Annotated in this window: 18 protein-coding genes; 6 read left to right on the top strand and 12 right to left on the bottom strand. The window is 72.4% G+C overall.

Annotated elements, in window-relative coordinates; translation table 11 throughout:
- Positions 1-32 precede the first annotated feature (32 nt).
- The 4 genes from ACZ6WN_RS17460 to nhaA all read left to right on the top strand — a co-directional run bounded on the left by ACZ6WN_RS17460 (position 33) and on the right by nhaA (position 7,232).
- On the top strand, positions 33-1,427 hold the full coding sequence (locus tag ACZ6WN_RS17460; protein WP_465866276.1) for a hypothetical protein: 1,395 nt from the start codon (positions 33-35) through the stop codon (positions 1,425-1,427).
- 433 nt (positions 1,428-1,860) lie between these two features.
- Positions 1,861-3,918: an adenylate/guanylate cyclase domain-containing protein gene (locus ACZ6WN_RS17455; RefSeq protein WP_465866274.1), complete on the top strand. Its 2,058-nt coding sequence runs from the start codon at positions 1,861-1,863 to the stop codon at positions 3,916-3,918.
- Positions 3,915-5,336 carry a mechanosensitive ion channel domain-containing protein gene (locus ACZ6WN_RS17450; protein WP_465866273.1) on the top strand — a complete coding sequence of 474 codons (1,422 nt, stop codon included), beginning with the start codon at positions 3,915-3,917 and terminating at the stop codon, positions 5,334-5,336. The genes ACZ6WN_RS17455 and ACZ6WN_RS17450 overlap by 4 nt, the downstream gene beginning before the upstream one ends.
- 9 nt (positions 5,337-5,345) lie before the next feature.
- On the top strand, positions 5,346-7,232 hold the full coding sequence (gene nhaA / locus ACZ6WN_RS17445) for a Na+/H+ antiporter NhaA (RefSeq protein ID WP_465866272.1): 1,887 nt from the start codon (positions 5,346-5,348) through the stop codon (positions 7,230-7,232).
- A gap of 305 nt (positions 7,233-7,537) precedes the next feature.
- Here the strand turns inward: nhaA and ACZ6WN_RS17440 are convergent, their stop codons facing one another.
- The gene (locus tag ACZ6WN_RS17440; protein WP_465866270.1) at positions 7,538-8,056 is read right to left on the bottom strand and encodes a DoxX family protein; all 519 of its coding nucleotides are present in this window, start codon (positions 8,054-8,056) and stop codon (positions 7,538-7,540) included.
- A gap of 90 nt (positions 8,057-8,146) precedes the next feature.
- On the opposite strand from ACZ6WN_RS17440, the gene ACZ6WN_RS17435 reads away from it, so the two are divergent.
- Complete coding sequence (locus tag ACZ6WN_RS17435; RefSeq protein WP_465866268.1) at positions 8,147-9,013, top strand: hypothetical protein; 867 nt, start codon at positions 8,147-8,149, stop codon at positions 9,011-9,013.
- 4 nt (positions 9,014-9,017) lie between these two features.
- On the opposite strand, the gene ACZ6WN_RS17430 is transcribed toward ACZ6WN_RS17435, so the two are convergent.
- The 10 genes from ACZ6WN_RS17430 to ACZ6WN_RS17385 are packed head-to-tail and all read right to left on the bottom strand — an operon-like array spanning position 9,018 to position 21,761.
- A complete protein-coding gene (locus ACZ6WN_RS17430; protein WP_465866266.1) occupies positions 9,018-10,667 on the bottom strand; it encodes a PucR family transcriptional regulator in 1,650 nt (549 codons plus the stop codon).
- Positions 10,664-11,791 carry an o-succinylbenzoate synthase gene (gene menC / locus ACZ6WN_RS17425; RefSeq protein WP_465866264.1) on the bottom strand — a complete coding sequence of 376 codons (1,128 nt, stop codon included), beginning with the start codon at positions 11,789-11,791 and terminating at the stop codon, positions 10,664-10,666. The genes ACZ6WN_RS17430 and menC overlap by 4 nt, the downstream gene beginning before the upstream one ends.
- Entirely contained in the window at positions 11,788-12,597 is an 810-nt protein-coding gene (locus tag ACZ6WN_RS17420; protein WP_465866262.1) for a GNAT family N-acetyltransferase, read from the bottom strand. The genes menC and ACZ6WN_RS17420 overlap by 4 nt, the downstream gene beginning before the upstream one ends.
- Positions 12,594-13,703, bottom strand: coding sequence for a M20 family metallopeptidase (locus ACZ6WN_RS17415; protein ID WP_465866261.1), 1,110 nt, complete (start codon positions 13,701-13,703; stop codon positions 12,594-12,596). Before ACZ6WN_RS17415 ends, ACZ6WN_RS17420 begins: the two co-directional genes overlap by 4 nt.
- On the bottom strand, positions 13,704-15,089 hold the full coding sequence (locus ACZ6WN_RS17410) for a serine hydrolase domain-containing protein (protein ID WP_465866259.1): 1,386 nt from the start codon (positions 15,087-15,089) through the stop codon (positions 13,704-13,706).
- A complete protein-coding gene (locus ACZ6WN_RS17405; RefSeq protein WP_465866257.1) occupies positions 15,086-15,841 on the bottom strand; it encodes an ABC transporter ATP-binding protein in 756 nt (251 codons plus the stop codon). The genes ACZ6WN_RS17410 and ACZ6WN_RS17405 overlap by 4 nt, the downstream gene beginning before the upstream one ends.
- The gene (locus tag ACZ6WN_RS17400) at positions 15,838-17,688 is read right to left on the bottom strand and encodes a dipeptide/oligopeptide/nickel ABC transporter permease/ATP-binding protein (protein WP_465866256.1); all 1,851 of its coding nucleotides are present in this window, start codon (positions 17,686-17,688) and stop codon (positions 15,838-15,840) included. Before ACZ6WN_RS17400 ends, ACZ6WN_RS17405 begins: the two co-directional genes overlap by 4 nt.
- Positions 17,688-18,722, bottom strand: coding sequence for an ABC transporter permease (locus ACZ6WN_RS17395; protein ID WP_465866255.1), 1,035 nt, complete (start codon positions 18,720-18,722; stop codon positions 17,688-17,690). Before ACZ6WN_RS17395 ends, ACZ6WN_RS17400 begins: the two co-directional genes overlap by 1 nt.
- Before the next feature lie 11 nt (positions 18,723-18,733).
- Positions 18,734-20,344 (bottom strand): ABC transporter substrate-binding protein, encoded by a 1,611-nt coding sequence (locus ACZ6WN_RS17390; RefSeq protein WP_465866253.1) that lies wholly within the window; start codon positions 20,342-20,344, stop codon positions 18,734-18,736.
- A 31-nt stretch (positions 20,345-20,375) separates the two neighbouring features.
- Entirely contained in the window at positions 20,376-21,761 is a 1,386-nt protein-coding gene (locus ACZ6WN_RS17385) for a serine hydrolase domain-containing protein (RefSeq protein WP_465866251.1), read from the bottom strand.
- Between the two features lie 117 nt (positions 21,762-21,878).
- On the opposite strand from ACZ6WN_RS17385, the gene ACZ6WN_RS17380 reads away from it, so the two are divergent.
- Positions 21,879-23,339 carry an amidohydrolase family protein gene (locus tag ACZ6WN_RS17380; protein ID WP_465866250.1) on the top strand — a complete coding sequence of 487 codons (1,461 nt, stop codon included), beginning with the start codon at positions 21,879-21,881 and terminating at the stop codon, positions 23,337-23,339.
- 16 nt (positions 23,340-23,355) lie between these two features.
- Here ACZ6WN_RS17380 and ACZ6WN_RS17375 read toward each other — a convergent pair whose 3' ends face one another.
- Entirely contained in the window at positions 23,356-23,988 is a 633-nt protein-coding gene (locus ACZ6WN_RS17375) for a TetR/AcrR family transcriptional regulator (RefSeq protein WP_465866249.1), read from the bottom strand.
- Positions 23,989-24,107 lie beyond the last annotated feature (119 nt).

Below are 24,107 nucleotides of genomic sequence, written 5' to 3'. Positions count from 1 at the left end.
CTGGTCGACTTACTCATGCTTAGATCCTTGCCATGAGTCGCTGGACCGCCCCCGCCACCGTTCTCCTGGCCCTCGGCACCCTCCTGGCAGGCCCGGCGGCCGGCCCGGCTGCCGGTGCGGCCATGCCGCCCAACCCGTACGCCGGACCGGACGGCACCTGGAACATGCACGGCGACGCCGGGGCCTCGGACACGACGCCGTTCGAAGGACCGGGAGCCCACCCCGCGCCCGCACAGCCGGTGCCACTGCCCGCGGTGTGCCCGACGATCCTCAGCGGAGCCGACGGGATGGTGCAGGCGCTGTGCACCGAGTACATCGACCGGGCGCCCAGCCTCTACCTCCTCGATCCCACCACGCTCCTCCCGGTCGCCCGGCGCCACCTCTCGGCCGGCTCGCTCCTCGGCGGCGTCTACGCCTATGTCGACGACGAGTCGCGGCTCGTCACCGTCGACGGCTCCGGGTCGCTGCTCTGGCTGACGCACTCGAAGGCCGGGATCGGCTGGTCGATCGACGTCGAGCGCGAGGTGCCGCTGACGCTGCCGGAGGGCGACGCGGTCACCACCGTCGGACCGGGCTACGACGCCAACGTCTGGTTCGCGACCGCCCAGGGCCGGGCCGGGTACGTCACCCCCGGCGGCCACGTCGTGACCACCAGCCTCGGTGCCGGCGACGAGAAGGTCGCCAACTCCATCTCCAGCGCCCCGAGCGGGGTCGCGGTCACGACCGACCACGCGACGTACCTCCTGCGTGCCGACCGCGACGGCGACGACGTGCGCACCGTGTGGCGACAGGCCTACGACCGCGGGGAGGCCCGCAAGCCGGGGCAGCTCAGCCACGGCAGCGGGTCGACGCCGACGTTCTTCGGAGAACGAACCGGAGCCGAGTTCGTGGTCATCACCGACAACGCGTCCCCGCGCGAGAACCTCCTCGTCTACCGGGCGCGCGACGGGCGCGAGGTCTGCCGGCTCCCGATCCTCACCGAGGAGAGCAGCGGCACCGAGAACTCCCCCGTGGCCTGGGGACGCTCCGTCTACATCGCGAGCACGTACGGCTACCCCTACCCCGCGCAGGCGACCGAGGACGCGGGTGAGTCCGTCCCGGCGACGGCCGACTTCGCCGGTGGCATGGAGCGCATCGACGTCGACGAGCGCTCCGGCACCTGCGAGTCTGTCTGGCGCAACGAGGTGCCCTCGGCCGCGGTCCCCCGGCTCTCCCGCGGCGAGGACGTCCTCTACACCGTCACCCGCCGCGGCAGCGGTCTGACCTGGCGCCTGGCCCGGATCGATCCGGCCGACGGCACGATCCTCTCCGAGACCTTCCTCGGCCTCGGGCCGCTGGCCAACACCCTGCAGATGGTCGGCACCATCCTCCCCGACGGCACCCTCCTCCAGGGCACGCTCGCGGGCCTGGTCGCCGTGCGGCGCTGAGGGCTCCCCATCGGATCAGATGCTTCGTGATGCATCCGGATGAGACGATCTGACGCCGATCGCTGCGCGTTGGCTCCGTTCGCAGGTACGCTCGCACGGGCGGCGCAGCCGGTCGAGCCGCTCACGCAACAACTCCCCCACACCACCGACAAGTGAAATCTCACGGTGCCTGGAGCACTCGTCTCGGGACTCCCGCCACGGGTGCGCACGGCAGGGGGAAGTGCACATGGGGCAGAGTGACGCAGTCGTCCAGCGGGCAGGCGGCAACGCGAGACCTACACAGACGCAGACAGATACACAGACACAGGCAGCAGCCGGCCGAGCCGAGTCCGCGCTCGGCGGAGACGACGGGGCGGGCCCGGGCCAACCCCTGGCGACCCGGCGGCGCGGCAGCCGCGGGGGCTTCGGGAGCATCCAGTCCAAGCTGCTGCTGATGCTGGTGCTGACCAGCGTGCTGTCCTCCATCGTGGTGGGCTACTTCGGCTACCGCAGCGGCACGCAGGCGCTCGAGGAGTCGACCCGCGGCCGGCTCCAGGACGTACTCGACGAGCGCGCCTCCCGGGTCTCGGCGATGATCAACAACGTCTCCGGTGGCGTGGTCCTGGACAGCCAGGGTGTGGGCCCCGAGTCGATGGCCGAGTTCGGCGCGGCCTACGACGAGCTGGCGCGGGGCACGGTGAACCCGGCCGACACCGCGGCGCTGACCCGCTACTACGACGACTACTACGCGCCTCGTCTGCAGAAGAACGTCGGCGGCGAGATCAACGCCGAGGCCTTCATCCCGACCTCACCGGCGCGGACCTACCTGCAGGCGCGCTACACGGTGAATGCGACCACCGAGACCGACACCTCGCGCCCCGTCTCCGATGTCGACGACGCCGGCGACGGCTCCGCCTGGACGGAGGCCAACAAGAGGTGGAACCCCTACTGGCGGGCCGTACGCGACTCCCTCGGTCTCGACGACGTGATGATGATCGACACCGACGGGCGGATCGTCTACACCACCGACAAGGGTTCCGACCTCGGCAGCGACGTCGACACCGGCGAGCTCCGCGACGGCGCGCTGGAGGCGCTGTGGCGAGAGGCGCTGCGGTCCAACAACCGTGACTACGTGGCGATCTCCGACTACGAGAGCTACCAGCCGGCGTTCGGCCGGCCACGGATGTTCGTGGCGTCCCCGATCGGCACCGGCGGCGACGCCACCGGTGTGCTGGTCTACGAGGTCTCCTCCAACGCGATCACGATGCTCACCACCGGCTCGGGCGCCGCCGACACGGTCACCGGTCTGGGCAGGACCGGCGAGTCCTACATCGTCGGCACCGACGGTCTCCTGCGCACCAACTCGCGCAAGCTGCTCGCGGATCCGAAGGGCTTCGCCGAGCAGATGCGCGCCCACGGGACGAGCGAGGAGACGGTCGACAAGATGCTCCGGATGAAGCTGGCCGTCGGGCTCCTCTCCGCCGGGCCGGACATCGCCGCGGTGGCCAAGGAGGGCAGCACCGGGGTCGCCGAGATGACCGACTACGCGGGCAAGGACGTGGTGGCTGCCTACGCGCCGCTGGAGGTGGAAGGCCTGGACTGGTCGCTGGTCGCGACCATGGAGACCGACGAGGCGCTGGCGCCGGTGCAGGGGTTCGCCCGCAACGTACTCCTGGCCACGGCCGCGGTGATCCTGCTCGTCTGCGCCGTCTCGATCCTGCTGGCCCGGGTCTTCACCCGACCGGTCGGACGGCTGATGAGCGGGGTGCGTGCCGTGGCCGGCGGCGACCTCGGCGCTCAGGTCGACGCAGGATCGCGGGACGAGTTCGGCGACCTGGCCACCGCGTTCAACGACCTGAGCTCGAACCTGGCCGCCAAGCAGGAGCTCGTCGACGCCCAGCAGGCGGAGAACTCCCGCATCCTGCGCTCGCTGATGCCCGAGGCCGTCGCCGACCGCTACCAGCACGGGGAGACCACGATCTCGGCCGAGCACCAGAACGCCTCGGTCGTCTACACCGAGATCGACGGCTTCGACGCGTTCGCCGGCAAGCGCCCGGCCGAGGAGTCCCTGGCGATGCTCAAGGAGCTGTCCGCGGGCTTCGACTCGGCCGCCCACCGCGCCGGCATCGAGAAGGTACGCAGCGTCGGCACCGGCTACATCGGCAGCAGCGGTCTCATCGTCCAGCGCGTCGACCACGTCCGCAGGGTCGCGGACTTCGCGGTCGACGTGGCCCGGATGGTCGAGCGGTTCAACGTCACCAACGGCGCCCAGCTGGTGCTGCGCGCCGGCGTCCACACCGGTGACGTACGCGGCGGCCTGGTCGGGCAGGGCGACATGGTCTACAACCTGTGGGGCGAGGCGGTCGACCTGGCGTACCGGGTGCGGACGGTCGCCGGCGACGCCGGTATCTATGTGACCGACGAGGTCAAGGACCAGCTCGCCTCGGCGTACGACTTCGAGCAGGTCGGCACCATCGAGGACAGCCCGGTCTGGCGGGTGGTGCTGTCATGACGCACATCGCCGACATCGGCGGCACCGGGTGGTTCGGGTGGGCGATGGTGCTCATCGTGGGGCTGCCGATCCTCCTGCTCGTCCTCTCCGAGATCCACCTGCGCCTGGCGCGCCGCGGCAGCAGTCTCGCCGCCCCGGTCAACCGGCTGCGGCTGTGGCTGCTGCCCGGTGCCGCGCTGCTCGTGCTCCTCACCCAGGTCGGCAACCTCCCGGCCGAGAACAACGGCGTACGCATCGTGGCGACCGTGGTCGGCGTGCTGGCGGTCAGCATCGCCCTGGGGGCGCTCAACGCGCTGCTCTTCGGCAACGCCGTGCGCGGGAGCTGGCGCGAGCGGCTGCCGGGGATCTTCATCGACCTGGCCCGGCTCGTGCTGGTGGTGGCCGGGGCCGCGTTCGTCGCCTCGATGGTGTGGGGCTTCGACGTCGGCGGGCTGTGGGCGACGCTCGGCGTCGGGTCGATCGTCATCGGCCTGGCGCTGCAGAACGCCATCGGCAGCGTCGTGTCCGGGCTGCTGCTGCTCTTCGAGCAGCCCTTCCGGCTCGGCGACACCCTCGACGTCGGCGGCGTCAGCGGACGGGTCGTGGAGATGAACTGGCGATCCACTCACCTCGACACCGGCAGCGGGGTCCAGATCATCCCCAACTCGTCGCTGGCCGCGGCCTCCTTCACCAACGACAGCCGCCCCACCCGCGCCCATGACCACATCCTCGCCCTGGCCTTCGGACCGGCCGACCCGCCCCACGAGGTCGTCGAGACGGTCACCGCGACCGCCGCGGCCCTGCCCTCGCTGCGGCCGGGATCGGTCGCGACCGTGCGCGCCACCGGTGGCGGCGCCTACGACGTGACCCTTCCGCTGGCCACCGCCTCCGAGGCCGGCGTCGCGAGCTCGACCCTGCGCACCCGGCTCTGGTACGCCGCCCGGCGGGCCGGCCTCACCCTCGACGGCGTCACCGCCGAGCCTCGCCCCAGGGCCGATGTCGAGGCTGCGCTCCGGTCCGTCTCGACCACCCTCGAGCTGAGCGACGAGGAGATCGAGACGCTGGCGCCGCAGTGCCGCCTGAACACGTTCGGCGCGGGCGAGCACATCATCCGCCCGGGGCGGGTCCCGACGGCGTACGGCTTCGTCGCGAGTGGCGTGGTCGAGGTCACCGCCCCCGCCGGCTCCTCGAACGGCTCCCCGAACGGCTCCGGCGGCGCGGTCGTGGTGGCCCGCCTCGACCGCGGCCAGGTGGTCACCGCCGAGGCGCTCCTGCGCGAGAGCGGCACCCTGACCGCGACGGCAGTCACCCTGACCGAGGTCCTCGAGCTGCCGCTCGCGGTGATCGACCAGCTCGTCGTCGCCAAGCACGGCGTCGCCCGACGGCTCAGCGAGGTCGCCGAGACACAGCGCGCCGCCATCGCGGAGGGTCACCACTAGGATCTTCCCGTGGGGAACCAACAGCAGACGAAGTGCCGGCGTGACGACGATCTGACCGGACAGCTCGGCACGACGTTGCGACACTTCATGCATCTGGAGTCGACGAGCGCCGCGCTGCTGGTGGTCGCCTCGTTGCTGGCGCTGGCCTGGGCCAACTCGCCGTGGTCGCACGGCTACGAGCACCTGTGGGAGACGGTGGTCTCGGTACGGTTCGGCGACGTCGGGCTCTCGATGAACCTGCACCACTGGGTCAACGACGGCCTGATGGTGGTCTTCTTCTTCGTCGTCGGCCTGGAGGTACGCCGCGAGCTCGCCGTCGGCGAGCTCACCGACCGCCGCCGCATGGTGGTGCCGCTGATCGCCGGCGCGGGCGGCCTGATCCTGCCGGCGCTGATCTACCTCCTGCTCAACCCCGCGGGCGAGGCGGCGCGCGGCTGGGGCATCGTGATCGGCACCGACACCGCGTTCCTGCTCGGCATGCTCGCCCTGGTCGGGCCGGCGGTCTCGACGCAGCTGCGCATCTTCCTGCTCACCCTGACCGTGATCGACGACATCGTCGCGGTGAGCGTCATCGGGGTGGCCTACACCGAGCACCTCTCGGTCGGCCCGCTGGTCGTGGCCGGGCTCGCCCTGGTCGGGATCTTCGTGCTCGACCGGGTGAAGGTGTGGCGGGCCGGGCCCTACGTACTCCTCGTCCTGATCGCCTGGGTGGCCACGCTCGGAGCCGGCCTGCACGCCTCGATCGCCGGGATGCTGGCCGGGCTGCTGGTGCCGGCCGCGGAGCCGACCCGGGCCCAGATGGAGGTCGCGACCTCGCGGTTCCGGGCGTTCCGGCAGTCGCCGCTGCCGACGCTGCAGCGCGAGACCCGCGACGAGCTGACCCGCACGATCTCGGTCAACGAGCGGCTCCAGGAGTCGCTGCACGTGCCGACGAGCTATCTCATCGTGCCGATCTTCGCGCTCGCCAACGCCGGTGTCGACCTGCGTGACGGCGTGCTCGGCGAGGCTCTGAGGTCGCCCGTGACCTGGGGTGTCGTGGCCGGCCTGGTCCTGGGCAAGACGCTCGGCATCGGCGGCGGCGCGCTCGTGGCCACCCGGCTGCGGCTCGGGCGGCTGCCCCAGGGCGTCGGCGGCGGCCACGTCCTCGGCGGCGCGGCGCTGTCGGGGATCGGCTTCACCGTCGCGCTGCTGATCACCAGCCTCGCCTTCGACTCCGAGACCCTGCAGCGCGACGCGATCGTCGGCGTGCTCATCTCCGTGGTGATCGCCTCCGCGCTCGGCTGGCTGATCTTCCTGTTCGCCGCCCGTTTCCTCGGGCAGCGGGACGCGGCACTGCCGAAGGTGCTCGCGGTCCCGGTCGACCCGGACCGCGACCACATCCACGGTGCGGTGGACGCCGAGATCACCCTGCTCGAGTACCTCGACTACGAGTGCCCCTTCTGCGCCCGCGCCACCGGCACCGCCAACGAGGTCCGCGACTACTTCGGCCCCCGGCTCCGCTACGTCGTACGCCACCTCCCCCTCCCCCAGCACCCGCACGCCGAGCTGGCCGCTCTCGCCGCCGAGGCCGCCGGGCGACAGGGCCGGTTCTGGGAGATGCACAAGCACCTCTTCGACCATCAGAGCGAGCTCGAGCACAAGGACCTGGCCGGCTACGCCGGTGTCCTCGGCCTCGACGTGGAGCAGTTCCTCCGTGACCTGGAGGACCCGGCGCTGGCCGAGCACGTCCGCGAGGACATCGCCACGGCCAACGACAGCGGCGCCCGCGGAACGCCGACGTTCTTCGTCGGCGAGCACCGCCACGAGGGCCGCTACGACGCGCGCACCCTCATCGCCGAGCTGGAGCGCTCCGCCACCGGGGAGACCGCGCGGCTGGGGATGCGCTCGCGCCGCTGACCCCGCCGCCGGGGTGCTGGTGACTCGGCGCGTCTGTCCCGGCGGAGCACCTCGAGTCGGCGCATCCTGACCGAGATCGGCGCGGGGGGGGGGGGGGGGGGTGGTGGGGGGGGGGGGGGGGGGTGTCGAAGAAAAAGACCCGCTCGCGCGGGGTGGCCGGTCGGCGAGCGGCGCCGAGTCGGCTCGTCATGACGAGCCGACTCGGCGCGGGTTCACGTCAGAACGAGCCGACTCGACGAGGGTTCACGTCAGAACGAGCCGACTCGACGAGGGTTCACGTCAGAACGAGCCGACTCGGCGAGGGGTCAGGCGTTGTCCGCCTCCGGGGCGGGCTCGCGCTGCGGGCGCCAGAAGGCGGCGAGGAGGAGGGCGGTGCCGAGGAGACCGGCGCCGAGCGCGACCGCGCCGCCGACCCAGCCGTCGTAGACGATGTCGAGGGTCGCGTCGAGGGAGATGGTGCCGGGGCCGGTCACGCCGAGGACGACCGAGACGACGGCCAGGATCATGACGTACTCCCAGCCGTCCTTGAAGATGAAGAACCCGTTGGGCCGGTGCGCGAGCAGCGCGGCGACGAGCATCACCGCGACGACGCCGGCCGCGGCCAGCGGTGTGATGAGGCCCAGGATCAGCAGCACGCCGGCACCGATCTCGGTCACCACACTGGCCCACGCCTGGAGGGTGCCGTGGCGCAGGCCGAGGCTCTCGAACCAGCCGGCGGTGCCGGCGATCTTGCCACCTCCACGCCAGTGGTTGACGCCGTGGGCGATCATCGTGCCACCCACCGCCAGACGGAGAAGCATCAGAGCCAGGTCGACGGGGTCCATCACAGAAGTCCTCGGTGTTGTGGGTTGGGGTGGCCCAGCCTAGGAGCAGTCCGGTCACCGGGTGTGCAACGACGCCGTAGGCTCACCCGAATGCTGCTGCTCGGAGTCGTTCTCGCCCTGGGCTCGGCGATCGCCCATGCCGCCTGGAACACGGCGTCGAAGACCATCGCCCCCGCGGGAAGACCGGCGCTGTGGGCCGTGGCGATCGTGGAGAGCTGCCTGGTCGTCACGGTGACCGCGGTGGTGATGATCGTGCGTGGCCACGGCGTCGCGGTCTCCGGTGAGCTCCTCCTGCTCTCCCTCGGCAGCACCGCGATGCACGCGCTGACCATGGGGCTGGTCCAGGTCGCCTACCAGGACTTCGACGTCAGCCAGATCTACCCGCTCTCCCGCGGTCTCGCACCCGTGGTCGTGGCGCTCACCGGCATGGTCGTGCTCGGGCAGTGGCTGAGCTGGGCGCAGTGGGGTGGCGTGCTCCTGATGGCGGCGGCGGTCGGGGCGCTGCTGTTCGAGACGGTCCGCACCCGGGGCTCGCTGCAGGCCAAGCCGCTGCTGTGGTCGGGCTGCATCGCCGTCTCGATCGCCGGCTACACGACCTACGACGGCTGGGTGGTCGTCGAGCGCGGCCTCGACCCGATCGCCTACTACGCCGTGGGCACCGTGATCCAGGTGGCGCTGTGGAGCGTGATCGTGCGCGGGAGGTATGCCGAGGGGCTGCGGCAGCTCCGCAGCCACGCCCGGACCGTGGCCGTGCTCGCGGTGCTGATCCCCACCTCGTACGTCCTCAGCCTCTACGCCACCCTGCACGCCCCGGTCTCGCTGGTGGCCGCGGTGCGCAGCTCGAGCCTGATCTGGGTCGCGCTCTCGGCGGCCCTGGTGCTGCGCGAGCCGATCGGGAGGGTACGCGTGGCCGCGACGGTCCTCGCCGCGGCCGCCGTGGTCGCGATGGTGGTCTGAGCCCTCAGCGCGGTGCCAGGATCCGCAGCTGCAGCATCGCCGCGAAGCGCTGCTCGGGATCGGAGAGGTCCAGGCCGCTGACCTGCTCGAGGCGGCGCAGCCGATAGCGCAGCGTGTTGGGGTGGATGAAGAGGGCGGCGGCAGCGCTGCGCACCTCGCCGTTGGCGTCCAGCCACGCGTCCAGGGTCTCGGCGAGGCCGGACTCGTTGCGCTCGTCGTACTCGATCAGCCGCGCGATCGGCCCGACCGGGCGCTCGCCACGGGCGGCGGCGAGGTCGCGGAGCTCGAGGAGAAGCGACTGGGTGTAGACCTCGGAGAGCCGCGCCACCGAGCGCGAGGCCGTGCCCGGCGCGACTCCGTCACGGAGCACGCGCAGCGCCCGGTTGGCAGCCTCGCGCGAGGCGACGATGCCGCTGATGTCGACGCCGACACCGCCGATGCCGACGACGACCGGCAGCCGGGCGCCGAGGCGCTCGCAGAAGTCCCGGGCGAGCCGGGCGGCGCGCTCCTCGGGCTCGACTCCCTCGCCGGGCAGCGGGACCAGGGCGTACGCGATCCCACCGACGGCCGCCACGGCCGAGGCCGGCACGGCGGCCGAGAGGTGCACCGCGAGCGCATCGGCAGCGCGCACGAGGCTGCTGGCGCCGTCGGGACCGGGTTCGTGCTCGTGCTCCGTCGACGGCTCGTGCCGCAGCGCCAGCGCGAGCACCACGACCGCGCGACCGGCGAGCCCGAGCCGGCCCAGCGCGTCCCGCGCCCCCGCACCGCCCTCGAGCACCGAGCTCACCAGGTCCGTACGCAGCCGGCGCTGCACGTCGGCACCGGCCCGCACGCGCAGCATGTGGAGCGCGACCAGGCTGGCGGCGTCGCGCATCGCGGCGCTGCGCTCGGGGGTCACCTCGCCGTCCATGGCGGCCCAGATCGAGCCGAGGATCTCGTCGCCGGCACGCACCGCGATCGCGACCCGTTGCTTGCTGATCCGGTCCTCGTCGAGCCGGGCGGGGTCGACCACGACGGGCCGCTGCTCGCGGTAGAGCTCGCGGAAGACGCCGAGGTCGGTGAGCATCCGGGCGTAGCGCTCGGGCACCTGACGGCCGATGACGGTCTCGACCCGCGACGGGTCGGCCTCGTCCTGGCGGCCGGAGAAGGCGAGCACGCGAGAGCTGCGGTCCTCGATCGTCACCGGCGCGTCCAGCAGCGCACCGATCGCGTTGGCGACCGCGAACAGGTCGCCCGAGGGCAGCCCGCCGAGCGTCTCGGCCTCGGCCGGACCGATGTCACCCTCGGCCAGCAGCGAGCGCAGCAGCGCGGTCAGCTGCGCCCACGTCGCCCCGCGACGCAGCCCGAGCAGGGCGATCCCGGCCTCCTCGATCGCGGCGTCCAGGGCCGTGGTCGGCACGACGGGCGCGCGTACGATCAGACCGACGGCCCCGCGCCGGCCCACCTCGCGGACGAGACCGGGCAGCTCACCCGCCGGCACGCCGACCGCCAGGACCAGCGCCCCGGCGGGATGGACCGGCTCGTCGTCGGGGTCGTGGATGACCACTCCCCCGATCTCGCCCTCGTGGGCCGGGTCGCCGGCCAGCAGCTCCAGCAGCGAGTCGCCGAGGTCGTCGAGGACGCGGCCCAGACTCGCGCGCGGACGCTGGCTCATGCCCGGGAGCCTAGTGGCACCCACTCACTCGTTGTCGTGAACGCGTCCAGGACGTCCGGGACCGGAGCCACGCCGAGGCCCGGCCCGGCCGGGACGCTCATGTAGCCGTCCTCGATGGTGAGCGGCTCGGTGATGTCGGTGCGGTAGAACCGGTCGGAGGCGGAGATGTCGCCGGGCAGCGTGAACCCGGGCAGCGCACCGAGCGCGGCGTTGGCGGCGCGGCCCAGACCGGTCTCGACCATGCCGCCGCACCAGACCGCGAGGCCGTGCGCGGCGGCGAGGTCGTGGATGCGTACGGCCTCCAGGTAGCCGCCGACCCGGCCGGGCTTGATGTTGATGATGGAGCAGGCGCCGAGGCTGATCGCCGCGGCCGCCGTCTGGGCGGAGACGATCGACTCGTCGAGGCAGACCGGGGTGCGGATCTGCCGGGCGAGCGCGGCGTGGCCGAGCACGTCCTCCTCCTCCAGCGGCTGCTCGATGAGCAGCAGGTCGAACGGGTCGAGCCCGGCCAGGTGGCGGGCGTCGCGCAGCGTGTAGGCCGTGTTGGCGTCCACCTGGAGCGGGATGTCGCCGAACCGCTCCCGGACCGCGGCCACCGGCTCGAGGTCCCAGCCCGGCTCGATCTTGAGCTTGATCCGGACATAGCCCGCGTCCAGGTAGCCGCCGACCACCTCGAGCAGCTGCGGGACCGAGTCGAAGATGCCGACCGAGACACCGCTCGGCACCCGGTCGTGCACCGCACCCAGCTCTCGCGCCCAGGATCGTCCGGCCGCGCGCAGCTCCGCGTCGAGCACGGCCATCTCCAGCGCGGCCTTCGCCATCCGATGTCCCTTGAACGGGTGCAGCAGCTTCCCGATCGCGTACGCCCCGTGCCGCTCCAGCTCCTCCGGTGCTGCCGCCAGGGCGGGGAGCAGGAAGCGGCGGAGCACGTCGGCGGTCGCCTCGACGTACTCCGAGGAGTAGAGCGGGTCGGCCATCGCGACGCACTCACCCCACCCCTCGCTCTGCGAGGTCACCGCGCGCAGCAGCAGGATGTCGCGCTCGGTCTGGGTGCCGAAGGACGTCCGGAACGGCGACACCAGCGGCATCGACACCCGGCGCAGCTCCATGCCTTCGAGCCTCATCTGGTTCCTTCCCTCTCGGTCGTGTCTGCCAGCAGGTAGCCCCGCTCCCGGTCGAAGCCGACCACGCGGCCCGACTCCAGACCGTGCAGCAGCTGCTCGCGGACCTTCGTACGCCACTCCCGGGCCGAGGAGGCGTCCGAGATCCGCAGCGCCTCGATGTCTCGTGGCACCTCGACCCAGGAACCGCCGGCCACGTCTCCGACCTCGACCGTCTCGGCCACCCGGACCGGCCGGCCGGCGCACGCGGCGGCGACCTGTGGTGAGGCCAGGTCCCAGTGCACCAGGATGCGGTCGCTGGCGTCCTCGGCGTCGTTGATGCCGTCGCCCATCGCGCCGTAGAAGTCGGGGAGGTACTCCGCGACCCGGGCTCCGAGCTTGGCCAGGTTGAAGTAGGCGTTGCGGGCCACGAGCGGGTCGTAGGTCCACTCCATCAGCGTGATCCCGTGCGCCAGGCACCACGCCCGCTGGTGCAGCTTGAGCGCGAAGCCGGCATGGCGGCCGGCCATCGAGGAGACGACACCGGCGATGTGGCTGTGCATCGTCCGCGCCGCGGGCACGGAGTGGAACCCGACGCAGACACCGACCATCTCGCCGCCGTCCGGCCCGTCGAACGCCCCCACGACATACCCCTCGGCCTTGCGCATCGCGCGCATCACCTCGGAGCCGAGCGGGGGGTCGTCGGGCACGCCCCAGATCCCGCCCAGCACCTGCTCGGCGCGCTGCAGCTCGGCCATCCCGTCCAGCTCACGCACCGTGATCCGGGCGGCCGCGGCGGCCCGTTCGTACGCCCCCCATGCCTCGTTCACCGACGGCCCCTCAGGTCCTCGAGCAGCCCGTGCAGCAGCACGGTCCGGTCCAGCAGGCGGTCGACCAGGACGTGCTCGTCCTCGGCGTGGGCACCGCCACCGACCGCGCCGAGCCCGTCGAGGGTCGGGGTGCCGACGCCGGCGGTGAAGTTGCCGTCGGAGGCGCCGCCGACCGCGGCGCGCTCCGGCACCGGCAGGCCCAGCCGTGAGGCGACCGAGGCGGCCCGCGCGAACAGCGTCTCCGAGAGCGCCGGCTCCAGCGGAGGCCGGTTGATCCCACCGTGCACGACCAGCTTGGCACCGTCGAGCACCGGCTCCAGGGCCAGGATCGCGGCGTCGACCCGCTCCTGCTCGGCACTGCTCCAGGCGCGTACGTCGACCGCGAACCGGGCCGTCGCCGGCACCGTGTTGACCGTCGCGCCCGAGGATGCCGCCGTCGGCGTCACCGTGGTCCCGGCCGCCGCGTCGCCGAGCGCGGCCACCGCCGGCACCTGATGAGCCAGCTCGAGGGTCGCGTTGACCCCCTTCTCCGGCTCCAGCCCGGCGTGGGCGGCGCGACCGGTGATCTCGATCTCGTACAACGAGGTGCCCTTGCGGGCCGTCTTGAGGGCGCCGCCGTCCGCGGAGGCCTCGAGCACGAGCACGGCCGACGCCGCGCGGGCCTCGGTCTCGATCAGCGCGCGCGAGGACGGCGAGCCGAGCTCCTCGTCACCGGTGACCAGGAGACAGACGCCGTCGGCCGACGGCAGCGCGGCGACCGCGTGGAGGGCCATGACCAGCCCGGCGAGCATGTCGAAGCAGCCCGGGCCGCGCAGGACGCCGTCCGTGACGGCGTACGGGATCCGCTCCAGGGTGCCGTGCGGCCAGACCGTGTCGTGGTGACCGAGCAGCAGGACGTACGGACCCTGCCCGAGGCGCCAGCGCAGGTGGGTGACCCCGTCGACGACCAGCCGCTCCGGGGCGACACCGAGGTGGGCGGTGCCGAGGCGCGCCACCACCTCCGCGGAGCGCGCGACGGCGTCCAGGTCGGCGGATGGTGACTCGGTCTCGACCAGCTCCCGGATGTCGGCCAGGAGCCGGTGGAGATCGAGCTGAGGTCGACTCATTCAGGCCTTCTTCGGGGTCGCACGGGCACCGAAGTGGAGGTACTCCTCACCCGTCGGCAACGTGTAGAAGCGCACGGGGAAGTACGCCTCGGACTTGTCGGGCTTGACCGCGAAGAGCGCCTCGGCGACCGGCACCAGGTCGTGGACCTCCGGCTCGGATGCCCCCTCGAGCTCGGCCACGGGCCCGGAGACGGTGGTACGCAGCACCGGCCGGCCGTCGAGGACGAGGACCTCCTCCAGCACCGACTCGCGCGAGTACTCGCCGAGGTACGGCGTGATGTCGACCGCGGGCGCGTCGGCGGGCACCTCGAAACGGTCCGGGAGGCGGATGTCGGCGAGCTCGGCGAAGATCTCCTCGAACAGGTCCTGGTAGAGCGGGATCGCGCTGGCGACGTTGGTGTTGAGCGAGACCGCGAGGCCGGCCTCCGGCACGAGGCGGAGGAAGGCGGCCTGACCGATGGTGTTGCCGTCGTGGCCGATCGCACGGGTGCCGTGCCAGTCGCAGCGGAACCAGCCCAGGCCCCAGGAGTCGCCGAGCAGGTCCTTCTCCGGGCACTCGACCTGGAAGTCGGCCATCGCCGCCACCGAGTCGGCGGAGAGGACGCGGGTGCCGTCGGCGGCCAGCCCGCCGCTCAGGTGCATCCGGGCGAAGGAGAGCACATCGGTGGCGGTCGCGGTGATCAGACCGGCCGGTCCGCACGAGCGCGGCAGTCCCCAGACCGGCGCGACGGTGAGGTCGTCACCGCCGCCGAGGTGGCCCATGGCGTGCGCGAACACCATCGCCTCCTCCGGCAGCGTGCCGGTGTGGGTGAGGCCGAGCGGGGTGAAGAGCCGCTCCTTCATCGCCTGGTCCCAGGTCTGACCGGTGACCGCCTCGATGACGCGGCCGAGCAGCACGTAGCCGGAGTTGCAGTAGGACCAGGTGGCGCCCAACGGGTGGTTCTGGGCGGCCTCGCCGAGGCGGGAGACGTACTTCTCCAGCACGTCGTCACCGCGCCCGGTGTCGGTGAAGACATCGCCGTCGATGCCGCTGGTGTGGGTGAGCAGGTGACGGATCGTGACCTTCTCGGTGACCCCAGGATCGCGCAGGTCGAGATCCTCGAGGATCTCCTTGACCGGGGTGTCGAGGCCGAAGCTGCCCTCGTCGACCAGCTGCATCACCACGGTCGCGGTCCAGACCTTGGAGATCGAGCCGATCTGCCAGACCGAGTCGGTGGTGGCGGGCTGGCCGGTGCCGAGGTGGAGGACCCCCGTGGCCGTGGTGAACAGCTCGTCCTCGGCTCCGTCGCGGCCGAGGCGGAGGATGCCGAGCTGCGCGCCGGGGACGCCGTGCTTCGCGGTCAGCTCGGCGAGCCTGGTCTCCCAGTGGGCGGTGTCGATGGTCATCGGGACTCCTTCGTGAGGGTGTGCGGGGTGCCACCAGGAATGGCGGCGAGAAGTGTGCGGGTGTAGTCGTGGGCCGGGTTCTGCAGGACGTCGGCGGCCGGTCCGTGCTCGACGACACGGCCCTCGCTCATGACCGCGACCGTGTCGGCCACGTAGCGCACGACCGCGAGGTTGTGGGAGATGAAGAGCATCGAGAGGCCGAGCTCGCGCTGCATCTCCCGGACGAGATTGAGTACGGCCCCCTGGACCGAGGCGTCGAGCGCCGAGGTGATCTCGTCGGCGACGAGCACCGTCGGCTCACCGGCGAGCGCCCGGGCCAGGGCGACCCGCTGCCGCTGGCCACCGGAGAGGCCGCCCGGACGCCGACCGGCACAGCCGGGGTCGAGATGGACCATCTCGAGGAGACCGGCGACGCGGCTCGCCCGCTCGGCCCTGGACTGCCGCCCGGGCAGCGTCTCGGCGATGCTCTCGCCGACGCTCATCCGCGGGTCGAGGGAGGAGTAGGGGTCTTGGAAGACCATCTGCACCCCGGAGCCCCGGGTACGCCGTCGGGGCGGGACCCCGTCGACCAGGATGCGCCCGGCGCTGACCGGCACCAGCCCCACGGCCGCCTTGGCCAGGGTCGACTTGCCCGACCCCGACTCCCCCACCAGCCCGACGATCGTGCCGTCGGGAACCTCCAGGCTCACCTCGTGGAGCACCTGCGTGCGCCCGAACCGCACGCTGACCCCGTCGAACAGCAGCCGGCTCATGCGCTCGCCTCCCTCTCCAGCTCGATCGGAAACGGCTCGCCCGCGCGCCAGCACGCGACCCCGTCGAGGAGCTTCGGGTCCTCGCTGCGGCACCGGTCGGTGGCGAGCGGGCACCTGTCGGCGTACGCGCATCCGGGCGGCAGCGCGGCGGGGTCGACCGGCTGGCCGGGGATGGTGGCCAGCGGCTCGTGCAGGGACGTCGTCATCGACGGGACCGCGGCGACCAGGGCCCGGGTGTAGGGGTGCCGGGCACGGTCGTGGAGGTCTGCGGCGGCGATCTCCTCGACGATCCGGCCGGCGTACATGACCAGCACCCGGTCGCAGAGCTCACCGATGACGGAGACGTCGTGGGAGATCAGCAGGACGGCGGTGCCGTGCTCGCGACGTACGTCCTCCAGGAGGCCGAGGACCTGCTTCTGGACGGTGACGTCGAGGGCGGTCGTGGGCTCGTCGGCGATGACCAGCCGCGGGGTGCCCATCAGGCCCATCGCGATCATGGCACGCTGGCGCATGCCGCCGGAGAGCTCGAACGGGTACGCGTGCGCTGCCCGCTCCGGGTCGCGCAGGTGCACCGCGCGGAGCCGGTCGACGGCCCGCAGGAGTGCGTCCCGCCGGCCGAGGCCCTGGTGGAACCGGCTCACCTCGGCGAGCTGTGGGCCGACCCGCATGGTGGGGTTGAGGGAGGTCATCGGGTCCTGGAAGACCACCGCGAGCGAGGTGCCGAGCAGCTCGTCGTGGCGGCCGTGACCGAGGTCGGTGCCGCAGAAGGTGACCTCGCCGGCGACCTGTCCCGGCTCCTCGACGAGCTGTGCGATCGCGAGCGCGGTCAGCGACTTGCCCGACCCCGACTCACCCACGATCCCGACGGCCTCGCCCGCGCGTAGCAGGAAAGAGACGCCGCGTACGGGTGTCACCGGTGCCGACGGAGCGGGGAAGGAGACGGTCAGGTCACGGACGTCGAGCACGGTGTCGTCGGCAGGGGGACGCGGCCTCGCGGACACCGTCCGGGCCGGCACCGACCAGGCCCGCGGGCCCACGACGGGCGTCACCCCGAGAGCCCCGGCGACCGTCTCGCCGGTGAGGTTGAAGGCCAGGCCGGCGATCACGACCGCGATCCCCGGTGCGAGGGCGGCGAACGGGTGGACGTAGATCCCGGCCAGGCCGTCCTGCATGAGCCTGCCCCAGTCGTAGGCGGGCGCCTGCACGCCCAGGCCGAGGAACGAGAGCCCGGCGAAGGCGAGAAGGGCGCCGCCGGCGCCGATGGTCGCATTGACGACGAGCGGCTCGGCGATGTTGGGCAGCACGTGCCGGAGCAGGATCCGGATCCTGCCGATCCCCGCGATCCGCGCCGCGGCGACGTAGTCGCGGGAGGCCACGCCCGCGACCAGCGTGTGGCAGAGCCGGGCGAACGCGGGTGCGCCGGCGAACCCGATCGCCAGCACCGCCCCGCGGGCGCCGACGCCGAAGACGGTGGCCAGGGTGAGGACCAGAAGCAGACCGGGAAAGGCGACCAGGATGTTGACCAGGGCGGTCACCGGCCGCCCGAGCCGCGGCCCGAGCAGCCAGGGCAGCGCGCCGAGCACCAGCCCGGCGAGGACGGCGATCACGGTCGCGACCAGCGCCAGGGCGACCGAGAGCCTGGTGGCGACCAGCACCCGCAGGAACAGGTCGCGGCCCAGGTTGTCGGTGCCGAACCAGTGCTCCGCCGAGGGCCCGGCGAGCAGCTGATCGGTGTCGACGGCGGCCGCGCGGTCGCCGAGCAGGGGCGGCGCCAGGACGGCGAGGACCAGCACGAGCGCGAGCAGGCCCGCCCCGACCGCACCCGTCGGCGTACGCAGTGACCGCATCACGCCTCCCCGATCGTCGAGCGGGGGTCGAGAACGGCGAGCGCGACGTCGACGAGCGTGTTGACCAGGAGCACGATCACCCCGTAGACGAGCACCGTGCCCTGCACGACCGGGTAGTCCTTGGTGACGATGGACTGCACGATCGTGCTGCCCAGCCCGGGCCAGGCGAAGACGTTCTCGACCAGCACCGTGCCGGCGACCATCGAGGCCAGCAGCATCCCGCCGAGGGTCAGCGTCGCGGTGAGGGCGTTCGGGAGCGCGTGCACGAGGTGGATCCGTCGGGCCGGGAGCCGTTTGGCCCGCGCCGTGCGGACGAAGTCGGACTCCAGTACGGAGACCATCTCGATGCGTACGATCCGGGCGAGCATCGCCGCCGGGCCGATCGCGAGAGCGAGCACCGGCAGGACGTAGGACGCCACCCCGTCCTCCCGGCCCGCGACCGGGAGCCAACCGAGCCCGACGGCGAAGACGGCGACCAGCACCACACCGAGCAGGAAGTCGGGGATGGAGCCGATCACGACGCTCGTGGAGGCGAACCCCAGCGACGTACGCTGCCGGCGCCCGCGCCGGGTCGCGACCGCGACGGCGACACCCAGCGGGACGGCGACCAGGAGGGCCAGCGCGAAGGCGAGCAGCCCGAGCGAGACGGTGGCGCCGAGCCGCTGGCCGATGGTCTCCCCGACCGGCAGCTGGGTCTGGATCGACTCACCGAGGTCACCGCGGAGCAGGCCGCCGAGGTAGTGCAGATACTGCGTCAGCAGCGGGTCGTCGAGCCCGAGCTCGTGCCGCCGCGCCTCGACGAGCTCGGTCGGAGCCGTCATCCCGAGTGCGGCCCGCACCGGGTCACCGGGCACCAGATGGATCATCAGGAACGCGGCGGTGACCAGCACGAGCAGCGACACCAGCAGCCGGCCGCCACGGCGCAGCGCGAAGCGGGTCCATCGACCGCCGGCCCCACGGCCGAGGCCACGACCGAGGCCGGCTCCGGTCAGGAGGCCGGGCGGGCGGCGTGAGGCCGCCGGTGCTGTCGTCATCGTGAGTGCCTTCAGCCCAGCATCCGGATGCTGGTCGGGACCACGTTGCCGACGACCTCGAGCTCGGCGCCTCGGGAGAAGAAGGGCAGCAGGTTGTTGGCGAAGGGCACCACGTCGTTGGCCTGAAACAGGCTCGCCTCCGCGGCGAGCCAGTCCGCGCAGCCCTCCGCACCGTTCTTGCCCATCGCCTTCTCCACCGCCGCCTCGTAGTCGGCGTTGGCGATGCCGGCGAAGTTGTTGCCACCCTCGGCCGGCGCCGGCCCGGAGAGGAACGGGACGATCTGGTCGGGGGTGTTGATGTTGACCGGCTCCCAGGCGACGTCCCAGTCACCGGTGCCGAACATGGCGGTCTGGATCGCGGTCTGGTCCAGCGACTTAGCGGTGGCGTCGATGCCCACCTCCTTCCAGGCGGCGACGGCCAGCTCGGCCGCGGCGGTCCCGGCCGCGCCGAGCGAGGAGTCGTAGACGAAGCTGACCGCGAGCGGCTTGCCGTCCTTGGCGCGGACCCCGTCGCCGCTGGCGGTCCAGCCCGCCTCCTCGAGCGCCTTCTCGGCGGCGGCCGCGTCGTCGTCGGCCAGGTTGCCCTCGACCGAGGAGCCGGTGCAGCCCGCCGGGGCGACGACCGCGAGCTGCGTTGCCGGCCCGCCCTTCCCGGCGGTGATCACCTTCTGCAGCTCGGCCAGGTCGAGCGCCTGGGTCAGCGCCGCCCGCACCGCGGGATCGGCGGTGGGATGACCCTCGGCGTGGTTGTACCACTGCTCGCCGACCACCGCCTGCGCGTCGACCCGGGTCACCTTCGCCGCGTCCAGCCGGGTCGCGTCCTGGCCGCTGATCGCGGCGGCGTTGAGCACCCCGGAGAGCACCTGGTTGGCGGCGGTGGTCTGGTTCGCGACGACCTTGGCCACGACCTCGTCCGGCGTGCCCTTCGCCGTGGTGGCGGCGCCGTCGGGACCCCAGGTGTAGTCCGTGCGGACCTCGTAGGTGTAGTGGTCGCCGGGAACGGCCTCGGTGAGCACGTACGGTCCGGTGCCCGCGGTCCCCGCCTTCAGGCTCGCCCGGTCCTTCAGTCCGCTGTCGCACACCATCGGGAGGTTGGCGAAGGAGGCGAGCACGAACGGTGAAGGCGCGGCGAGGGTGACCGTGACGGTCTGTCCGGACGCCTCGGCGGTGGCGCCGGCGGGGATGAACACACCGAGGAACGGGCTCTTGTTCTTCGGGTCCTCGACATAGCTGATGTTGTCGACGACGGTCTGGGCGGTGAACGCCGAGCCGTCGGCACAGGTCACGCCCTCCTTGATGTCGAAGGTGACGGTCGTTCCCTCCACGCTCCACTTCTCGGCGAGCTGCGGGCCGATCTCACCCTTCGCGTCCACGTCGACCAGCGAGTCGTAGGCGAACCGGCTCAGCTGGAACAGCGTGCTGGTCACGCCGGCCTGCGGGTCGAGGGCACCGGGGTCGGAGGACAGGGCCATCGTGAACGTCTTGCCCTCGGCGTACGCCTCGGTCTCGCCCGATCCGGAGTCGGAACTGGAGCCGGAGCCGGAGCCGCAGGCGGCGAGGCCGGCCGCGGCCAGGGACAGGGTCAGTGCCAGCAGGGCTGGCCGGGAGCGGGGCGGGTTCATGGGGCGACCTCTTCTGTTCTCGGGGGGATGGTCAGTCGGCGCGCGCGACGACGCGGCCGTAGTGCACGTACTTCGCCTTGCCCTCCACCTCACCGATGAAGGCGAAGACGACATGGATGCCACGGACCGGCTCGGCGGCGATGAACGAGTCGCCCTCCAGGTGGACGAGCGAGAACCGCATCGGCTGCTCACCGATCTCGGCGATGACGTCCTTGGGGGTGCGGTCCAGGACGAGCCCACCGGCGCCGTCGTCGGTGACCTCGATGTCGTAGATCGTGTCCGCGTAGCGGCCGACGAACCGGCCGACCTCGACCGCGGCCGGTTCGGCCGGCGGTGTAGGGCGCTCGGGAAGGCGTACGCCGCCGAGCTCCTCGAGCAGGCGCGCCACGACCGCGTTGAAGAGCCCGAAGACCTCGCCTCCGTTGGTGAGCAGCGCGACGGCCAGCCCCTGCTCCGGGACGACCCGGAGGAACGCGGCCTGCCCGATGGTGCCGCCGTCGTGGGCGACGAGCGTGCCCTGGTCGGTGTCGACCAGCTCCCAGCCCAGGCCCCAGGCGTCGCCCATGCCGGCCAGCACCGGCAGCTCGACCTGACGCTCCCGCATCGCCTCGACGGCCGCGGCGGAGAGCAGCCGGGTGCCGTCCGGGGCGGTGCCGGCGTCCAGGTGCATCCGCGCGAACCCGATCAGGTCCGTCGCGGTCATCGCGAGCATCGATCCGGCCGGGGCGTTCGAACGGGCCAGCGCCCACTCCGAGGCCGGCTCGGGGGTGCCGTCCGCCCCGGGGACGTGGCCGGTGGCGGCCCGGCGCAGGATCGCCTCGTAGGGGCTCGGTGAGACGCTGGTGAGGCCGAGCGGTCGGGCGATCCGGTCGAGGAGGACCTGGTCGAACGGGGCGCCGCGCAGCACCTCGACCAGGCGGCCGAGCACGACGAAGCCGGTGTTGTTGTAGGAGAAGGTCTCGCCGGGCGCGAACAGCTGTGGCAGGTCGGTCAGGGTCGCGACGTAGCGCTCGATGGCGTCCTCACCCCGTCCGGTGTCGGTGAAGATGTCTCCCTCGAAGCCGGAGGTGTGGCACAGCAGCTGGCGGGTGGTGATCACCTCGCCCGCCGCCTGGTCGCCGATGACGAGCTCGGGCAGGTAGTCGCGGACCGGCCGGTCGAGGTCGAGGAGCTCCTCGTCGACCAGCTGCATCACCAGCGTCGTCGTCCAGATCTTGGTGATCGAGCCGATCTGGAAGACCGTCTCGGTGTCGACCTCGACCCCGGTCGCCAGGCTGGTCACTCCCGCCGCCGCGGTGATCACCCGGCCGCCGGTGAGCACGGCGACCGAGGCGCCGGGCACACCGTGCTCGGCGACGAGGTCGGCGAAGCCCTGCTGCAGGAATTGGGCGGCATCGGGGCTGGTGTCGAGGGACATGCTGACAACGTAGGGAGTGGGCACGGCGCCCGTGCTCGTCCCATCGGACAGTCAACGGCCCCTGCTGTTGTCCGATCGCACCATGGCTCGCACCGCCGGCGGCGGTTGGATGGCGGGGTGCTGATTCTCCGTGGTGGCCTCGTCGTCGACCCCCGTTCCGGGACCGAGCAGCTGGCCGACGTGGCCGTCTCCGGCGGGTCCGTGGTGGCTGTCGGGAGCGTGCCCGAGGATCCTGCGGCCGAGGTGGTCGACGTGACCGGGCTCGTCATCGGTCCGGGGTTCGTCGACCTGCACAGCCACGTCCACTCGATCGCCGGGCAGCGGCTGCAGGCGATGGACGGGGTCACCACCACCCTCGACCTGGAGTCCGGGCTGCTCCCTCTCGACCTCGCCTACGAGCGGGCCGCGGCCGAGGGCCGGGTGCTCCACTACGGCTTCTCGGCCTCGTGGGGCGACGCGCGAGCCGTCGCGCACCTGGGGATCACGCCGAAGGCCGACCTGGAGGCCTCCTTGGCGATGCTCGGCGACCCTGCCTGGCAGCGTACGTCCTCGGCCGCGGAGCGGCACGCGTGGCTCGAGCTGCTCGAGTCCGAGCTGGCCGCCGGCGCGCTGGGGATCGGCGTGCTGATGGGGTACGCCCCGCGCTCCGACCCCGCCGAGTTCCTCGACGTCGCCCGGCTCGCCGCCCGCACCGGCACCGCGACCTTCACCCATGTGCGCGAGATCGTCGAGGCCGACCCCACCACGCCGGTCGACGGCTCGGAGGAGATCACCCGGGCGGCCGCGGAGACGGGTGCGCGGATGCACCACTGCCACGTCAACAGCACCTCCCGCCGGCACGTCGACCGTGTCCTCGGCCTTCTGGGCGACTCCCGGTCGGCCGGGTCCGAGGTGAGCGTCGAGGCCTATCCCTACGGCGCGGGCTCCACCGCGATCGGCGCCTTCTTCCTCGACCCCGAGCGGCTCGGCGCCTGGGGGCTGGTGCCGTCCTCGATCACGATGGTGACCACCGGCGAGCGGATCGGCTCGCTCGCGCGCCTGGCCGAGCTGCGGGCCACCGACCCCGGCGCTGTCTGCGTGGTCCACTTCCTCGACGAGGACTCCCCCACCGACAACGCGATGCTGCAGCGTGCGCTGGCCTTCCCGGACGCGATCGTGGCCAGCGACGCCATGCGGGTGGAATGGCCCGGCGGCGTCGGCGACACGCGCGAGTGGCCGCTGCCACCGGGCGGCCACACCCATCCACGCACCGCCGGCACCTACGCCCGTTCGCTGCGCCGCATGGTGCGCGAGAGCGGCGCCTGGACCTGGCCGGAGGCCTTCCGGCGCTGCGCCTATCTGCCGGCCCAGGTCCTGGCCCCGTTCACGCCGGCCATGCGCACCAAGGGCTACCTCGCCCCGGGCGCCGACGCCGACCTCGTCGTGCTCTCGGCCGACGAGGTCACCGACCGGGCGACGTACCTCGACCCGACGCGACCCTCCGCCGGCGTCGTCCATCTCCTCGTCGAGGGCACGTTCGTCGTGCGCGACGGTGCCCTGGACCCCACCGTCTATCCCGGCCGCGCGGTGCGCCGCTGACCGTCGGGGGTGACCGCTACGCCTTCGGCGCGAGCAGCATCGGCATCAGCCCGACCACCTGGTCGCGCAGATCCTCCAGGGCGCTCTCGCGCCCGTTGAGGTGACCCAGCAGGGCCTGCTGGAAGATGCCGTCGAACATCCCGTACGCCACCGGCGCGGCGATCGCCGCCTCGGCGCCGGAGAGGGTGGCGTAGCGGTCCACGACCCGGGCGATCATGTCCTCCAGGCTCTGGTCGATCTGGGTGACCGCCTCGCGCAGGCTCTCCTCGAACATGGACTGCGAGCGCAGGTCGTACCAGAGCCGGTGCATCGGCGCCTCCTCGATGATCGTCTCGACGAGCTTGGCGCCGAAGCGGGCGACGAGGTCGTCCGGAGAGGTCGCCTCGGCGACGACACCGTCGTAGCGGTGGACGCAGGTCTGCTTGTAGTAGCGCACGCAGTAGACGATCAGCTCGAGCTTGTCGTGGAAGTAGTAGTGCACGACGCCGTGGCTGAACTCGGAGTTGTTGGCGATCTCACGCAGGCTGGCGCGCGCGTAGCCGAGCTCCCCCAACGTACGCAGCGCCGACTCGGCGAGGGCCTTGCGGCGTTCGTCGTGCTTGTCGGCGGGGGTGCGGCGAGACGCCTTCGGGGCGGCGACCTGGGTCATGGGCGGCAACGATACCCCCTCCCGGGCCTCGTCCGATGCCCTCCGGACCATTTTCTGGTCAATCGTCAAGAGAAATCTTGACAGTCGTCAAGATTCGCGATTGTCTGTGAGCCGGATCA

Source organism: Nocardioides sp. NPDC054178 (assembly GCF_055585005.1).
Note: the sequence above shows the minus strand (reverse complement) of the source record. Positions and strands in the feature narration are given on the sequence as shown.

Coding starts and splice junctions, on each gene's coding strand:
- ACZ6WN_RS17410 (WP_465866259.1), bottom strand. CDS start 15,089: ATGACCATCGACACCGCCCACTGGGAGACCAGGCTCGCCGAGCTGACC.
- ACZ6WN_RS17375 (WP_465866249.1), bottom strand. CDS start 23,988: ATGACCCAGGTCGCCGCCCCGAAGGCGTCTCGCCGCACCCCCGCCGAC.
- ACZ6WN_RS17400 (WP_465866256.1), bottom strand. CDS start 17,688: ATGCGGTCACTGCGTACGCCGACGGGTGCGGTCGGGGCGGGCCTGCTC.
- ACZ6WN_RS17385 (WP_465866251.1), bottom strand. CDS start 21,761: ATGTCCCTCGACACCAGCCCCGATGCCGCCCAATTCCTGCAGCAGGGC.
- ACZ6WN_RS17405 (WP_465866257.1), bottom strand. CDS start 15,841: ATGAGCCGGCTGCTGTTCGACGGGGTCAGCGTGCGGTTCGGGCGCACG.
- menC (WP_465866264.1), bottom strand. CDS start 11,791: ATGAGGCTCGAAGGCATGGAGCTGCGCCGGGTGTCGATGCCGCTGGTG.
- ACZ6WN_RS17390 (WP_465866253.1), bottom strand. CDS start 20,344: ATGAACCCGCCCCGCTCCCGGCCAGCCCTGCTGGCACTGACCCTGTCC.
- ACZ6WN_RS17440 (WP_465866270.1), bottom strand. CDS start 8,056: ATGGACCCCGTCGACCTGGCTCTGATGCTTCTCCGTCTGGCGGTGGGT.
- ACZ6WN_RS17395 (WP_465866255.1), bottom strand. CDS start 18,722: ATGACGACAGCACCGGCGGCCTCACGCCGCCCGCCCGGCCTCCTGACC.
- ACZ6WN_RS17460 (WP_465866276.1), top strand. CDS start 33: ATGAGTCGCTGGACCGCCCCCGCCACCGTTCTCCTGGCCCTCGGCACC.
- ACZ6WN_RS17435 (WP_465866268.1), top strand. CDS start 8,147: ATGCTGCTGCTCGGAGTCGTTCTCGCCCTGGGCTCGGCGATCGCCCAT.
- ACZ6WN_RS17430 (WP_465866266.1), bottom strand. CDS start 10,667: ATGAGCCAGCGTCCGCGCGCGAGTCTGGGCCGCGTCCTCGACGACCTC.
- ACZ6WN_RS17450 (WP_465866273.1), top strand. CDS start 3,915: ATGACGCACATCGCCGACATCGGCGGCACCGGGTGGTTCGGGTGGGCG.
- ACZ6WN_RS17455 (WP_465866274.1), top strand. CDS start 1,861: ATGCTGGTGCTGACCAGCGTGCTGTCCTCCATCGTGGTGGGCTACTTC.
- ACZ6WN_RS17415 (WP_465866261.1), bottom strand. CDS start 13,703: ATGAGTCGACCTCAGCTCGATCTCCACCGGCTCCTGGCCGACATCCGG.